Annotated in this window: 13 protein-coding genes; 7 read left to right on the top strand and 6 right to left on the bottom strand. The window is 67.8% G+C overall.

Annotation, left to right across the window (positions count from 1 at the left end; translation table 11 throughout):
• Positions 1-505: 505 nt before the first annotated feature.
• The 3 genes from HH212_RS25385 (at position 506) to HH212_RS25375 (ending at position 2,094) form a co-directional block, all read left to right on the top strand.
• Positions 506-778, top strand: a complete 273-nt coding sequence (locus HH212_RS25385) for a hypothetical protein (RefSeq protein ID WP_170204998.1) — start codon at positions 506-508, stop codon at positions 776-778.
• 118 nt (positions 779-896) lie between these two features.
• On the top strand, positions 897-1,541 hold the full coding sequence (locus HH212_RS25380; RefSeq protein WP_170204997.1) for a DUF1906 domain-containing protein: 645 nt from the start codon (positions 897-899) through the stop codon (positions 1,539-1,541).
• 88 nt (positions 1,542-1,629) lie between these two features.
• The gene (locus HH212_RS25375) at positions 1,630-2,094 is read left to right on the top strand and encodes a GNAT family N-acetyltransferase (protein ID WP_170204996.1); all 465 of its coding nucleotides are present in this window, start codon (positions 1,630-1,632) and stop codon (positions 2,092-2,094) included.
• A gap of 7 nt (positions 2,095-2,101) precedes the next feature.
• Here HH212_RS25375 and selD read toward each other — a convergent pair whose 3' ends face one another.
• Together selD and senB are read right to left on the bottom strand one after the other, a co-directional pair.
• A complete protein-coding gene (selD, locus tag HH212_RS25370; RefSeq protein ID WP_170204995.1) occupies positions 2,102-3,166 on the bottom strand; it encodes a selenide, water dikinase SelD in 1,065 nt (354 codons plus the stop codon).
• Positions 3,163-4,191, bottom strand: a complete 1,029-nt coding sequence (senB, locus tag HH212_RS25365) for a selenoneine biosynthesis selenosugar synthase SenB (protein ID WP_170204994.1) — start codon at positions 4,189-4,191, stop codon at positions 3,163-3,165. The genes selD and senB overlap by 4 nt, the downstream gene beginning before the upstream one ends.
• A 56-nt stretch (positions 4,192-4,247) precedes the next feature.
• Between senB and senA the strand changes: the two genes are divergently transcribed.
• Entirely contained in the window at positions 4,248-5,495 is a 1,248-nt protein-coding gene (senA, locus tag HH212_RS25360) for a selenoneine synthase SenA (RefSeq protein WP_211172420.1), read from the top strand.
• Between the two features lie 135 nt (positions 5,496-5,630).
• Here the strand turns inward: senA and HH212_RS25355 are convergent, their stop codons facing one another.
• Positions 5,631-7,172 (bottom strand): DEAD/DEAH box helicase, encoded by a 1,542-nt coding sequence (locus tag HH212_RS25355; protein WP_170204993.1) that lies wholly within the window; start codon positions 7,170-7,172, stop codon positions 5,631-5,633.
• Between the two features lie 475 nt (positions 7,173-7,647).
• Positions 7,648-9,021: a transglycosylase SLT domain-containing protein gene (locus HH212_RS25350; RefSeq protein WP_170204992.1), complete on the bottom strand. Its 1,374-nt coding sequence runs from the start codon at positions 9,019-9,021 to the stop codon at positions 7,648-7,650.
• 440 nt (positions 9,022-9,461) lie between these two features.
• Between HH212_RS25350 and HH212_RS25345 the strand changes: the two genes are divergently transcribed.
• Together HH212_RS25345 and HH212_RS25340 are read left to right on the top strand one after the other, a co-directional pair.
• Positions 9,462-10,031 (top strand): DUF1415 domain-containing protein, encoded by a 570-nt coding sequence (locus HH212_RS25345; protein WP_170204991.1) that lies wholly within the window; start codon positions 9,462-9,464, stop codon positions 10,029-10,031.
• Entirely contained in the window at positions 10,012-10,251 is a 240-nt protein-coding gene (locus tag HH212_RS25340; protein WP_170204990.1) for a DUF1289 domain-containing protein, read from the top strand. Before HH212_RS25345 ends, HH212_RS25340 begins: the two co-directional genes overlap by 20 nt.
• A 22-nt stretch (positions 10,252-10,273) precedes the next feature.
• Here the strand turns inward: HH212_RS25340 and HH212_RS25335 are convergent, their stop codons facing one another.
• Entirely contained in the window at positions 10,274-10,780 is a 507-nt protein-coding gene (locus tag HH212_RS25335; RefSeq protein WP_211172419.1) for a DUF1993 domain-containing protein, read from the bottom strand.
• 237 nt (positions 10,781-11,017) lie between these two features.
• Here HH212_RS25335 and HH212_RS25330 point away from each other — a divergent pair, with 237 nt between their 5' ends.
• The gene (locus HH212_RS25330) at positions 11,018-14,221 is read left to right on the top strand and encodes an EAL domain-containing protein (protein WP_170204989.1); all 3,204 of its coding nucleotides are present in this window, start codon (positions 11,018-11,020) and stop codon (positions 14,219-14,221) included.
• Between the two features lie 37 nt (positions 14,222-14,258).
• On the opposite strand, the gene HH212_RS25325 is transcribed toward HH212_RS25330, so the two are convergent.
• Positions 14,259-14,684 carry a thioredoxin family protein gene (locus HH212_RS25325; RefSeq protein ID WP_170204988.1) on the bottom strand — a complete coding sequence of 142 codons (426 nt, stop codon included), beginning with the start codon at positions 14,682-14,684 and terminating at the stop codon, positions 14,259-14,261.
• Positions 14,685-14,706 lie beyond the last annotated feature (22 nt).

Genomic DNA, 14,706 nt, shown 5'->3' with positions numbered 1-14,706 from the left:
AGAGCCCGGTTTTACCGAAAGGGCTCCGACCCCGGTGTTAAATCGGCATGTCGATGACGTCGTGTCCGCTTCGAAGAAACGGAGACGCGACAACGTCATCGGACGCGGCGCACGATGCGGCAAAAGAAGAAAACGAGGTGGAAGCGGTGCTGGCAAACATCTGTGCAACTTTCCTGTGGCTACGAAATCCGGCGCGGGGCCGGGCAGGGTACGGCGCGGTTCAGGCGCGTAGTAGCAGCGTTGCCGGTGCTAGGGCGCCGGCAAGCGATAGGAAGGTCGACAGAGGCAGGGGATAGAACATTTCTTCACTCTAAGTGAATTTTGTTTGGCGTGTCAAGTTTTTAATACTGTCGAGTTCGGTCCGAGCGACAGCGCCATGCCGAGTAGTTTCCTGTTGGCAGCGTTGCGGTTCATCAATTTCATCAGAAAGCTGCGATGGCACAGTACCGCTTACACGCTTGCGCCGCGCCAAGCGGATGTAAGAAAAATCTGATTGGGAGATGTCATGAGCCAGACTTTGTTCCTCGGTTTTCCCGTTCCCGTCGTGGTCGCGTTCGCGGCGCTGGTGCTGGTGCTGGCCGCGCTGGGGTACGTGGTGGCGTCCCTGCGCAAGCCGGTGAGGATACGCCCGCCGGCCAGCAAGCAGTGGGAGGCGCTGGGACAGGACACGTTGGCCATGGACGAACCGGACGAGCAGGACGCGCAGCCGGCGTCGCCTCCGGCCCGCCCGAGGCGTGCGGCGCAGACCGAAGCCGAAGCCGAAGCGCAGTCTCACTAGGCGCCGGCACCGTGCGCGGCGTGCGTTCGCAAGCGGTCCGACCCCGCCCGCCGATCAGGTGGCGAACCCCGGCGTTTTTCGCTATCGTGATCCGAATCTGTTTTCTCAGGAGGGAAATATGACGGCACTCAAAGGTCTGGATACCGCCATGGAACTGACGCGCCACGCCCAGGCGCTCAGGCAGCAAGGCTACGATTTCGTGCTGCGCTACTACAGCCACAACGGCGCCAAGAACCTGTGTCTGGGCGAAGCGCGTGCGCTGGCGCAGGCCGGGCTGCGCATCGGCGTGGTGTGGGAAAGCGCGGGCACCCACGCCAGCTTCTTCAGCCGCGCCCAGGGCCTGTCCGACGGTGCCGCCGCCTTCCAGATGGCGCACGAAAAGATCGGCCAGCCGTTCGGCTCGGCGATCTACTTCGCGGTCGACTACGATCCGACCCAGGCCGATATCGACGGCCCGATCAGCAATTATTTTACCGGCGTGCGCGCCGCGCTGTACGTGGCGACCCAGGGCCAGCCCTCGTACCGGGTCGGCGTGTACGGGTCCGGCCTGTGCTGCGGCGCCCTGGTCGAGCGCGAGGTGGCGAGCCTGAGCTGGCTGTCGCAGTCGACCGGCTTCGCCGGCTCGAAGCAGTATGCCGATCAGATGAAATACGACCTGATCCAGACGATGCCGACCCGCATCGGCGGCGACTGCGGCATCGAGTTGTCGATCGATCCGGACGCTACCCGGCCGGATTGCGATGCCGGGCTGTTCACGGTCTGAGCCATGCGGGCGGCAGTCCGGCGCCGGCCCGCCGTTGACCATGGCGGACGGGCCGGCTTACCATGCCTCTTTATACGGGAGGAATGGTTTGGACGTCAGCCTGCAGGAAATCACCGAAGACAACTTCGAAGACTTCATGGACATGGAATTGCCGGAGCACCAGCGCGACCTGCTGGCCAGCAATGCCTATTCGATCGCGCAGTCGCGCTTCTATCCGGACTACATCGCGCGCGGCATCGTGTGCGACGGCCAGCCGGCCGGTTTCCTGCTGTATGATCGCTGCGCCGGCGGCGTCGCCGGCGACTATGCCATCTATCGCTTCATGGTCGACCATGCGCGCCAGGGGCGCGGCATCGGCCGCCGCGCCATGGCCGCACTGCTGGCGGAACTGCGCCAGCGGCCCGGCCTGTGCCGCATCACCATCTGCTACCACACCCACAACGAGCGCGCACGGGCGTTCTATGCCGGCTTCGGCTTCGTCGAGACCGGCATCGACGAACGCGGCGAGATGGTGGCCGAACTCGGCGCAGCTCAGCCCGGCGCGGCCGCCTGAGCCGTTATTACGCGACCGTCACGCGCGCCGCGCCGGCTTCCATGCGCCCGATCACGGCGGCGTGTTCGAAGCCTTCGCGCGCGAACAGTGCCAGCACGTCGTCCACGCTGCCCGGATCGCACGAAACCAGCAGGCCGCCCGAGGTCTGCGGATCGCTCAACAGCACGCGCCGGGTATCGTCGATGCTGCTGCCGAGCTCGACCTGGCTGCCGTAGGCATCCCAGTTGCGGCCCGAGGCACCGGTGAAATAGCCGTCGCGCGCCAGCTGCTCGACGCCCGGCAGCAGCGGGATGCGGTCCATTTCCAGGCGCGCCGTCAGGTTCGCGCCGCGCGCCAGTTCCAGCAGGTGGCCGAGCAGGCCGAAGCCGGTGACGTCGGTCAGTGCATGCACGCCGTCCAGCTGCGCCAGCGCCTTGCCCGGTTTGTTCAGCTTGGTGGTGTTGGCGATCATGGCGGCGTAGCCGTCGGCATCCAGGCGGTCCTTCTTGAGCGCGGCCGACAGCACGCCGACGCCGAGCGGCTTGCCCAAAATGAGCACGTCGCCGGCGCGGGCATCGGCATTGCGTTTCACCTTCGACGGATGCACCAGGCCCATCACCACCAGGCCGTAGATCGGCTCGACCGAGTCGATCGTGTGGCCGCCGGCGATCGGGATGCCGGCTTCGGCACAGATCGATTCGCCGCCCTGGATGATCTTGCCGATGGTGTCCAGCGGCAGCTTGTTGACCGGCATGCCGACCAGCGCCAGCGCCATGATCGGCGTGCCGCCCATGGCGTACACGTCGGAGATGGCGTTGGTGGCGGCGATGCGGCCGAAGTCGAACGGGTCGTCGACGATCGGCATGAAGAAGTCGGTGGTGGCGATCAGCGCCTGCTCGTCGTTGAGCTTGTAGACGGCGGCGTCGTCGGCGGTCTCGATGCCGACCATGAGTTCCTTCGGCACCGGGAAGCCGCTCGACTTTTGCAGGATCTCGGCCAGCACGCCGGGCGCGATCTTGCAGCCGCAGCCGCCGCCGTGCGAGAACGAAGTCAGTTTGAGGGGTTGTTCGGCTTGGCCGGAGGGAGTGCTCATGTCGGTTCCTGTGATGAAGATGCGCCGCCGTGCGGCAAGGTCAAAAGATTATCCACTAACTCCAGCAGGCGCGCTCGCTCGGCGGCGGGCCGGAACAGCCCGGCGCGCGCCGCGCACTGGCGCCGCAGGCGCGCGTGGAAGGCCGGGTCCTGCGCGCTGCGCTCGATCAAGCCTGCCAGCGCGGCCGCATTGCCCGCCGGGAACAGGCCGGCGTAGTCGTCGCCCAGCATGCCGCGGTTGCCGCCGACGTCCGACGCCAGCACCGGCACGCCGCTGGTCACGGCCTCGATGATGACGTTGGCGCCGCCTTCCATGCGCGAGGCGATCGCCATCGCATGGCAGCGCCGCAGCAGACGCCGCGTGGCCGTGTGGGGCAGGGCGCCCAGCCAGCGGTAGCGCGGCGCGGCTTCCTGCGCGGCGCGCGCGGCGTGCGCCAGCGCCGGGTCCAGCGCCGCGCCCACGTGCAGCAGGCGCACGCCGGGCAGCGTCACCAGCGCGGCGGCGCGCATGTAGGCGAGCGGATCCTTTTCCGGGCGCAGGTGGCCGATCATGACGATGTCGCACGGCGTGTCGCACGGCGCGCCGCGGTGCTGCGCGCGCGCGCGCAGGCGCGGCGCCGACTGGTAGATCACCTGCGCCTTCGCCGCCGCGCCGCCGGGCAGCGGCGCCAGCTGGCGCAGGCCGTCCGGCTGCAGCACCACCAGCGCGTCGGCCAGCGCCAGCGAGTCGCGTGCCCGGTCGTCCTCGAACACGTCGCGGTACAGGTCGGTCCCGGTCAGCACCAGCAGCGCCGGCCGCCGCGGGAACGCCGCCTTGAACGCGGCCAGCGCCGGCGCCGAGCGGCGCGCGTGCAATGCCACCAGCAGGTCGGGCGCGCCGCCGCCGTCCGCTGCCTGCCAATCGCGCGCGATGGCGACGCGGTAGTCGTCGCGCAGGAAGCGTTGCCAGCGGCTGGCGGTCTGCCAGTTGCCGTTGTTTTCGCGCGCGGAGGCGGGGCTGACGATGAGGATGTGCGGGCGTGGCATCGAGGGTGGGATGGATGGTGAAGGGGGAATCGCGTGATTCGCCGTAGAATACCGGCATGACAGAAGAAAACGCACCTTTCCGCCTGGCCGGACCGCGCGAACTGGGCGCCGGCATGCGCGCCGCGCGGCATTATACGCTGGCGCTGTTCGACGCACTGGCCGCGGCCGGCTACGACGCGCCCGAGCGCGTGCCGCGCCTGCCGATCGTCAATCCGCCGCTGTGGGAACTGGGCCATGTGGCCTGGTTCGGCGAGTGGTTCGTGCTGCGCGAAGCCAGCGGCAGCCATCCGGGCGAGGCGCTCGGCAATTCGCTGCTGGCGCGCGGCGACGACTGGTTCGATTCGAACACGGTGCCGCACCGGGCGCGCTGGACGCTCGACCTGCCGGCGCCGGGCGCATTGAAGACCTATTGCCGCGAGGTGCAGGACCGCATGCTCGACCGCCTGGCGCGCGAGCAGGACCTGGACGACGCGCTGTATCCGTACCGCCTGGCGCTGGCGCACGAGGACATGCACGGCGAAGCCTCGCTGTATACGCTGCAGACCCTGGGCGCGGCGCCGCCGGCGGCGCTGGCGCCGATCGGTCAGGACCTGCTGCCGGCGGCCGTCACGCCGGCACAATCCGGCGACGGCACGGACGCCGCGGCCGGCGACATCGCCTTCGATGGCGGCGTCTTCCTGCTCGGCGGCGACCAGGCGCGCGGCTTCGTGTTCGACAACGAGCGCCGGGCGGCGCCGTGCCGGGTGGCGCCGTTCGCGATCGCCGCCGACCTGGTGTCCAACGCCGACTATCTCGAATTCATGCGCTGCGGCGGTTACCAGAACGCGCGCTACTGGAGCGAGGCCGGCCGCGCCTGGCTGATGGGACAGGAGCGCTCGGCGCCGCGCTACTGGCGCCGCGACGGCGACGGCGGCGGCTGGCACGAACTGCGCTTCGGCCGCCGCAGTGCGCTCGACCCGGCCGAGCCGGTGCGCCACGTGAGCCTGCACGAAGCCGAGGCCTATTGCAGCTGGGCCGGACGGCGCCTGCCGCTGGAAACCGAATGGGAATACGCGGCCGCCGCGGGCCGCCCGGAATTCCGCTGGGGCCGGCTGTGGGAGTGGAGCGCGTCGCCCTTCCTGCCGTACGAAGGCTTCGGCGCCGACCGCTACCGCGAGTATTCGCAGCCCTGGTTCGGCACGCGCCAGGTGCTGCGCGGCGCCTCGTTCGCGACGCCGGCGCGCCTGCGCTCGCCGCGTTTCCGCAATTTCTTCACGCCCGGGCGCGACGACATCTTCAGCGGCTTCCGTACCTGCGCGCCCTGATCGGTGGGCACCGCGCCGCACGCTGCGTGGCAGGAACAAAAGAAAAAGGCTGCCGACGGCAGCCTTTGTTCTTGTCAGGGCGCGGCGACCGGATGTCGCCGTCACGGCCGGGCAGGAGAGCGCCCGGCCACCCGGTCAGCGATCGCCGAAGCTGCGGCGGGCGCCGTCGGCCGAACGCGGTTGGGCGCTGCCGCCGCTGCGGTAGCCTTCACGGCGCTGGCCGTCGCGCGGTGCGCCGGCGCCTTCGCGGCGCTGGCCGCCATCGCGGAAGCCGCCGCCATCGCGCGGGGCGCCCTGGCGGAAACCGCCTTCGCGGGGCGCGGCATCGCGCTGGCCGTCGCGGAAACCGCCGCCTTCACGGGCGCCGCTGCCGCTGCCCGGCTTGTGGAAGCTGCGCTGGCCCGGCTTGCCGGCGCTGCGGCCGTCGCCCGGTTTCCAGCCCGGACGGGCGCCGGTGCGTGCCGGCGCGGCGCGCTTCGGCTCGAAGCCTTCGACCACGTCGACCGGGATGGTCTGCTTGGTGAAGCGCTCGATGCGGCGTACGTTCATGTTCTCGGCGTGGTTGACCAGCGAGATCGCCACGCCGTTGCGGCCGGCGCGGCCGGTACGGCCGATGCGGTGCACGTAGTCTTCCGGGAACTTCGGCAGGTCGTAGTTCACCACGTGGGTGATGTTCGGCACGTCGATGCCGCGCGCGGCGACGTCGGTCGCCACCAGCACGCGCAGCTGGCCGCGGCGCAGGCCGTCCAGGGTGCGGTTGCGGGCGCCCTGGTGCATGTCGCCATGCAGCGCGGCGGCGGCGAAGCCGGCGATGTTCAGGCGGTCGGCGATGGTGTCGGCGTCACGCTTGGTGGCGGTGAACACCACGGCCTGGTCCAGGGTTTCGTCGCGCAGCAGGTGGTCCAGCAGGCGGTTCTTGTGCGACAGGTCGTCGACGAAGTGCACGCGCTGGGCGATGTTCTCGTGGCGGTTGCTGGCGCTGGCGATCTGGATCACTTGCGGATCCTTGGTGATGCGGCGCGCCATGTTGCCGACCACGCCGTCCAGCGTGGCCGAGAACAGCATGGTCTGGCGGCTGTCCGGGGTGGCGGCGACGATCTTCTCGATGTCCTCGATGAAGCCCATGTCGAGCATGCGGTCGGCTTCGTCCAGTACCAGGATTTCCAGCTGCGAGAAGTCGATCTTGCCCGATTCCATGTGGTCGATCAGGCGGCCCGGCGTGGCCACCAGGATTTCCGGGTTCTTGGCCAGCAGCTGCATCTGTTTCGGGTACGGCATGCCGCCCAGGATCGACACGGCGCGGATGCGGCGCATGTGCGCGGTGTACTGCTCGGTGGCGGTCGTCACCTGCAGGGCCAGTTCGCGGGTCGGGGTCAGCACCAGCATCTTCGGCTGGGCCGCCTTGAAACGCACGCGCTCGCCACGGGCGCGCGCCGCCTGCGCTTCCTGCGCCGGGGTGCGGCCGGCCGCAGCCGGCTCGGCGTTGGCGAACTTGTTCAGCGCCGGCAGCATGAATGCGGCGGTCTTGCCGGAACCGGTCTGCGAGGACACCAGCAAGTCGCGGCCGGCGATGCCGGCCGGCACCGCTTGCGCCTGCACCGGGGTCGGGTTTTCATAGCCTGCGTCGGCGACTGCCTTGACGATGGACGCGTGTAAGCCTAATGCTTCAAAACTCATTATCTGATTTACTTTCGGAATAACTTGTGGGCGTTCACGCGATCTGCGGAACGCAAAATAGCAACGCGAGCCAACAATACGAAATGACTCAAAAACGAAAGAGATTTCGGCACAAAAGCTTTGCGCCGGGACGGTGCCTGTTTCGGCACGCAGGGCGGGAGGGCTTTATGAAGGGGCATCCAACGAGATGCCGCCTGGGCTTGCGTAGCTGCTGTTTTTACTGCTGTGTTCTTGCCGCTGGCCGCTTGCGCATTATCGCTCGCGGCTGCCTGACTGCATCCGGTACGGTGCGTCATGCTGCAAAATCAATCCGCTGAATCCGCTGTCTCGAACAACGATTTGCCAGTGCATTTTGCAGCGCACAAACGACATCATACCGCAATTTCGTCGAATTTGCACGGACTCTGCAAAAAGTGCCGGCAGCCCGGCAGCATGATGCGGCCGGGCTAGATGAAACGGGATGCGGCCCGTCGGATCAGCGATGCTTGCGTCCGTTGCTGCTGGCGCTGGGCTTGCCGACGCGCGACACACGGCTCTTCAGCTCGGCCATGGCATTCGCGGCGGTGGCCTTGATGCGCTGGGCGCCGGTCAGCTTCTGGGTACCGCCCTTGTGCTTGGCGTCGCCGCGGTCGGCCTCGAACGCCAGTTGCGCGTTCTCGATGATGTTTTCGGCGATGTCGCTGGTGCTGCCGCTGGCCTTCGGCACCAGGATGGTCGAGCCGGCCTTCAGGCGCATCTGCGGCGGGATGTTGTTGGCCTGGCGGATCACTTCCGGGGTGGTGCCGAACTTCGACGCCAGCGACGCCAGGCTTTCGCGCGCCGAGGTGATCTTGTGCGTGGTCCAGGTCGACAGCGCATGGCCCCATTGCGCCAGGTTCAGGTGGAACTTCTCGGCGTTTTCCTTGGGTAGCAGGATCTTGGTCGACTCGCCGGTGATGACCGGCTTCTTGAACTGCGGATTGAGCGCCTTGAATTCGTCGATCGACATCTCGGCCAGCTGCGCCGCCACGGCCAGGTCGATGTCCGAGGTCTTGTCGACGGTGATGAAATACGGCTGGTTGTCGATCGCCGGCAGCGTCATGCCGTACTGGGCCGGGTTGGCGATGATGTTCTTGACGGCCTGCAGCTTCGGCACGTAGTTGCGGGTTTCTGCCGGCATCAGTTCGGCCAGGCTTTCGAAATCGGTGGGCTTGCCCAGCGAACGGTTCTTCTGGATTGCCTTCTGGACGTTGCCTTCGCCCCAGTTATAGGCCGCCAGCGCCAGCTGCCAGTCGCCGAACATGGTGTACAGGCGCTGCAGGTAGGTCAGGGCGGCGTCGGTCGAGGCCAGCACGCCGCGGCGCTCGTCCTTGAACATGTTCTGCTGCAGGTTGAAATCCTTGCCGGTGCCCGGCACGAACTGCCAGATGCCGGCCGCGTTCGCGTTCGACAGCGCTTGCGGATTGAAACCCGATTCGATCACCGGCAGCAGCGCCAGCTCGGTCGGCATGCCGCGCTTTTCCAGCTCCTGCACCACGTGGTACAGGTACAGCGAGGCGCGGCCGGAGGTGCGCACCAGGTTGTCGGAACGGCTGGCGAACCACTGGGTATGCTTGGCCACCAGCGGGGTGTCGAGGTCGGGAATCGCATAGCCGCTGCGGATGCGGCCCCACAGGTCCGGGTCCTTGTAGTCGTCGGCCTTGGCCGGCGCCAGGGCGGAGGGCAGGGCAGTCCTGGCGAGCGTGGCGCTGCCGCCTTGCGAGGAAGCGGTTGCGGCGCTGTCGGCGGCGTGGCCCAGGGCGGGAATCAGCAGGGCTGGGGCCAGGGCGGCGATGGCAAGGGCTTTGGTCGTGCGGGTCGTTTCGTACATGGCTTTCCAGTGTTGCGTCCAGGAACGTCAGAACTGACGAGTGAAAGCGGAGTTTAAGGACCAGTTCGCAAGTCAGTCAAGAATTAAGTCGGTGCGGTTACAAAAAACTTTGTCTACTACTTTTGATAACACCTTGTTTCAATTGAATGATCGAGATGGGAGTATAGGGTTCGTCAGAGTGGTCTTTGCCTTGGAAAGTTTGTGTTTGGAAGCCATACACTGGGGTGTATCAATGATTTCGTAAGCTAAATTGCATTGGTGCCAAATGTTTTAGTTGGTATTTTTATATTCGCAGGATTTGCCCGCGGCGGGTAATACCAGTGCATGACGCGGCGTTTCCCACGCTACCCGCATGCCCGGTCCGACCTATGAGGTGTGGCAAAGTGCGCGTACAATGCCGTCTTTGCACCACGCAATTTGTCATTTTTGAAAGCATGTCCATGAGTGTTGCCAACCTCAATGCCGACGACGACGAGATCGTCGCCGCTACCCGGCGCTGGCTCGAACGCGCCGTCATCGGCCTGAACCTGTGCCCGTTCGCCAAAGCCGTGTATGTCAAGGAACAGGTCCGCTACGTCGTCTCGCCGGCGCGCACGCCGGAAGAACTGCTGGAAACCCTGATGAACGAGCTGCAGGAACTGGCCGACACCGATGCCGACAAGGTCGACACCACACTATTGATCCATCCGTTCGTATTGAACGATTTCCTGGATTTCAATGAATTCCTGGACGTGGTCGACGCCGCGGTCGAAGACATGCAGCTCGATGGCGAATTGCAGGTCGCAAATTTCCATCCGGATTACCAGTTCGCCGATACCGATCCCAACGACATCTCGAACTACACCAACCGCGCCCCGTATCCGATCCTGCAATTACTGCGCGAGGACAGTATCGACCGCGCCGTGGAAGCGATTCCCGACGCCGCCGACATCTTCGACAAGAACATCGACACCATGGAAGCGCTCGGTCATGAAGGCTGGGACAAGCTCGATGTCGGCCCCGCCCGCTGAACGCGACTGCGGCGAGGGGCCGGCCTGCCCGGTCGACGCGCTGCCCAAGCGCCCGGACACGCCCTGCGTGGCGGTGTGCTCGACCACCTTCGACGACGTCTGCCGCGGCTGCGGCCGCACCGTGATCGAGGTGGCGCACTGGGTGTCGATGAGCGCCGAGCAGAAGGAAGGCGTGTGGCTGCGCATCCTGGCGCAGGGTTACCCGCGCCGGAATACCTGATCCGTCAAACAGGATAGCCGGTTCAGACGTTGCCGATGAAGTCGCGCTTGCCGATGTCGACGCCGTTGTGGCGCAGGATGTCGTACGCGGTGGTGGCGTGGAAATAGAACTGCGGCAGGGCATAGTGCAGCAGGTAGGGCAGGCCGGCGAACTGGCGCTGGTTGGCGCCCGTTCCGACCGTCACCTCGCGCGCGGCGCCGCCGTCGATCGCTTCGCGCTCCACGCTGTCGAGGAAGGCCAGGGTCCTTGCCAGGCGCGCCTGCAGGCCGGCGAAGTCGCGCTCGACGTCGTCGTAGCGCGGCACCTCGATGCCGGCCAGGCGCGCCGCCGCGCCCTTGGCGAAATCGGTGGCCAGCTGGACCTGGCGCAGCAGCGGGAACATGTCCGGGAACAGGCGCGCCTGCAGCAGGGCGTCGTGGTCGATCTTCTTCAGGTCGGCGTGGGACTCGGCTTTCTCCAGGATCGCGGCCAGGCTGCCCAGGATCTGGCGGAACACCGGCACCGAGGCGGCGTACATCGACATCGTCATGATTTTGATCTCCAAAGGTGTCTATCATAGCAAGCCCGGCGTGCGCCCGCCCGGCGCCGCGGGACGGGCGTGCGAACCGTGCATGCGGCATGAAGCCGGCCATGCGGCGCGTATCCGGCGGTTATCATTGCGCACGATAGTATTAGTAAGTGACGCAAGGAAATATTACGGGCATAATCAATTTCGTCGTATTCGCCCGCCATCGTCCACTGCGCCGCCGCTCGCCCATTCTCGCTCATGTCCACCACGGTTTCTCCGTTACGCGCCCTCCGGCGCGCCCTGTCCACGCGCCGTGCCGGGTTGCCGGGCCGCTCCCTGTCGCGCGCCCTGCTGCTGATGGCGATCGGCGGCCTGGTGGTGCCGGCGGCGATCGGCGGTTATCTGCTGATCGGCGTCCAGGAACGCCAGGCCGCCCGGGACGGATTGGACGACATCCTGCAGCGCGATGCCGACATGCTGGCGCTCGGCATGCAGGAGCCGCTGTGGAACGCCGATGCCGAGGCGGCGCGCCTGCTGGTAGATTCGGTGATGCGCGATCCGGCGGTGGTGCGCGTGCAGGTGCGCACCCGCGACGGCGTCGACCTGGTCGAGCGGAGCGCGCCGCAGGCGCCGGCCGGCCGCGTGCTGCAGGCCGAGCGCGACGTGACGGCGCACGACGCGCCGGTCGGCCAGGTGCTGGTCGAGATCGACGACAGCCGCAGCCAGCATGAATTGCGCGCCCGGCGCTGGCGCTATGCGGTGGTGCTGGCGGGCCAGCTGGCGGTGTCGCTGCTGCTGATCGCGCTGGTGCTGCGGCGCCGGCTGCTGGCGCCGCTGGGCACGCTGACGCGCTTTTCCGACAAGCTGGCGCAGGCCGACTTCGCCACGCCGCTGGCCTTGCGCGCCGACGACGAACTGGGCCGGCTGGGCGTGCAGATGGAGCGCATGCGGGTCGCCATCCGCGCCCTGTTCGAGGACGTCGAGCGGCGCGAGGAACGTTTCCGCACCATCGTCGCGCAGGTGCCGGGCGCGGTGTTCCGGGCGCGCCCCGGCGTCACGATCGACTTCGTCAGCGAGGCGATCGAGGACATCACCGGCTACCCGGCGCACAAGTTCATCGGCGCCAGCACCGACCGCTGGTCCGACATCACCGTGCCCGAGGACCGCCGCATGCAGCGCCGCCTGATCAAGCAGGCCCTGCTGGACGGCCTGCCGTACCAGATCGAATACCGCATCCGCGACGCCGGCGGCGTCGAGCGCTGGGTGCTGGAGAGCGGCCAGCCGGTCGGCTTCGGGGGCGAGGCCGCCTTCTGGGTCGACGGCATCATCTCGGACGTCAGCGAGCGCAAGCGCAACGAAATGCGCATCGAGGCGCTGCTGGCGCAGCAGAGCGCGATGCTGGACAACGTCATGTTCGGCATCCTGCACGTGCATCAGCGCCGCGTGGTGTCGACCAACCGCCACTTCGACGCCATGTTCGGCTATGCGGAAGGCGAACTGGCCGGCGATTCGATCGCCGTGCTGTTTCCCAGCATCGCCGATTTCGAGCGCGGCTGCGCCGCCAGCGTGCCGCTGCTGGCGGCGGGCAAGGACTATACCGACGAACTGCAGTGCCGGCGCCGCGACGGCAGCCTGTTCTGGTGCCGCGTGAGCGGCCGCCGCATCGACCCGGCGTCCGCCGCTGCCGGCAGCATCTGGGTGTATGCCGACGTCACCCAGCAGCGCCAGGCCGAGGAAAAACTGCGCCTGGCTGCCACGGTGCTCGAGCATATCGCCGACGGCGTGATGGTGCTCGACGCCCGCGGCGCGGTCGTCGCCGTCAACCGCGCCTTTACCCGCATCACCGGGCATGCCGAGGCCGAGGTGGTGGGCACGCGCCCGGCGCGCATCGTCGGCGGCGCGCAAGGCGTCGACGATGCCCCGTGGCGCGCCGTGGCCGGCACCGACTTCTGGCGCGGCGAGCTCTGGAACACGCGCAGCAACGGCGAGCGCTACCTCGAGAAACTGACGCTGTCGGCGGTGCGCGACGCGCACGACGCGGTCAGCCATTACGTGTGCGTGTTCTCGGACGTCACCGCGGCCAGGGAGGCGCAGGACAAGCTCGACCACCTGGCGCACCACGATCCGCTCACCGGCCTGCCGAACCGGCTGTTCTTCCACGACAGCCTGGAACGCGCGATGCGCCGGGCCGAGCGCGACGGCACCCAGCTGGCGGTGCTGTTCATCGACCTGGACCGCTTCAAGAACGTCAACGACACCCTCGGCCACGAGGCCGGCGACCGCCTGCTCGAACAGGTGGCCGCAGCGCTGGCCGGCTGCCTGCGCGCCGGCGACGTGCTGGCACGCCTGGGCGGCGACGAATTCATCGTGCTGGTCGAGGACGTCGACGGCGAACGCGGCGCGCGCCAGGTGGCGGACATGCTGATGCAGCTGTTCGAGCGTCCGCTGCAGGTGGGCAGCCACGAACTGTTCGTCAGCGGCAGCGTCGGCATCAGCCTGTTCCCGCAGGATGCCGGCGATCTCGACATGCTGATCCGGAATGCCGACGTGGCGATGTACCAGGCCAAGGCCAGGGGGCGCAACGGCTACCGTCTGTATGCGCCGTCGATGGCGGGCGAGGGCGTCGAGCGCCTGCGCCTGGAGGCGCTGCTGCGGCGCGCCATCGAGCAGCACGAGATCTGGCTGGCCTACCAGCCGCAGGTGGACATCGAGAGCGGGCGCCTGACCGGGGTCGAGGCGCTGGTGCGCTGGAACAGCGCCGAGCTGGGCCAGGTGCCGCCGGCGCGCTTCATCCCGCTGGCCGAGGAAACCGGCTTCATCGACCAGCTCGGCGCCTGGGTGCTGAACGAAGCCTGCCGCCAGATGGTGCGCTGGGAGCGCGCCGGCCTGCGCGTGCCGAAGATGGCGGTCAACCTGTCGGGGCGCCAGTTCGACCGCGGCGGCGTGGCGCCGCTGGTCGGCCGGGCGCTGGCCGAGACCGGACTGGCGCCGCAGCGCCTGCAGCTGGAAATGACCGAATCGGTGATCATGAACACCGGTGACGCGCTGCAGTACATCAACGACCTGCACGGGCTCGGGGTGCAACTGGCGATCGACGATTTCGGCACCGGCTATTCCTCGCTGGCCTACCTGCAGCAATTGCCGGTGCAGACCCTGAAGATCGACCGCAGCTTCATCAAGGACCTGGCGGCCGACGGCGCCAGCCAGAACGCGATCGCCATCGCCATCATCCAGCTCGGCAAGAGCATGGACTTGTCGGTGATCGCCGAGGGCGTCGAAACCGAGGAACAGGCCGCCTTCCTGCTGCGCCACGGCTGCCGGCGCGCCCAGGGTTACCTGTACGGCAAGCCGGTGGCGGCGGCGCAGCTGCTGGCGCAATGGGGCGTCGGGGCGCGGCGCGGCAAGGGCGGCGCCGCACCGGCGCAGCCGGCAGTGGACGCGCCGGTCCGGCAGGACGGCTGAGGCCGCAGCGGACGGCGTTGCGGCGGCGCCTGCCGCGTCAGGCGGCGTCGGCCAGCAGGGTGCGCAGGTTGCACTCGCGCTGCCAGCCGCGCCGCTCGGCGCTGGAAGCGGCCAGGCGCGCCAGTTCGGCGGCGTCGGCGCCGGCCTGGGACTGGATCAGGCGCTCGGCCACGTGCGCGTCCGGCAGCGTGGTGCCGAAAAAGGCGACGGTGTCGCCGCGCTGCAGCAGCAGGGTCGGGAAATTGTCGACGTCGAGCTCGCCGACCACGGCGGCCTGGTCTTCGATGTCGATCCAGACGAAGGTCTTGTCCGGATGGCGCGCGGCCAGGGCGTCGAAGGCGGCGCGCCAGGACGAGCAGGTGCCGCACCAGGCGGCGCACAGGCAGGCGACGATCCAGCCGCCTTCGCCGAGGACGGCGGCGACCCGGTCGCGGTTGTCGGACTCGAGGGTGAGGGAATGCATGGACGGGATTCTACAATGGCGC

It is taken from the genome of Massilia forsythiae, assembly GCF_012849555.1.
GTDB classification, from domain to species: Bacteria; Pseudomonadota; Gammaproteobacteria; order Burkholderiales; family Burkholderiaceae_D; genus Telluria; species Telluria forsythiae.
The sequence above is the reverse complement of the archived record's forward strand: the minus strand, read 5'-3'. Positions and strand labels throughout refer to the sequence as shown.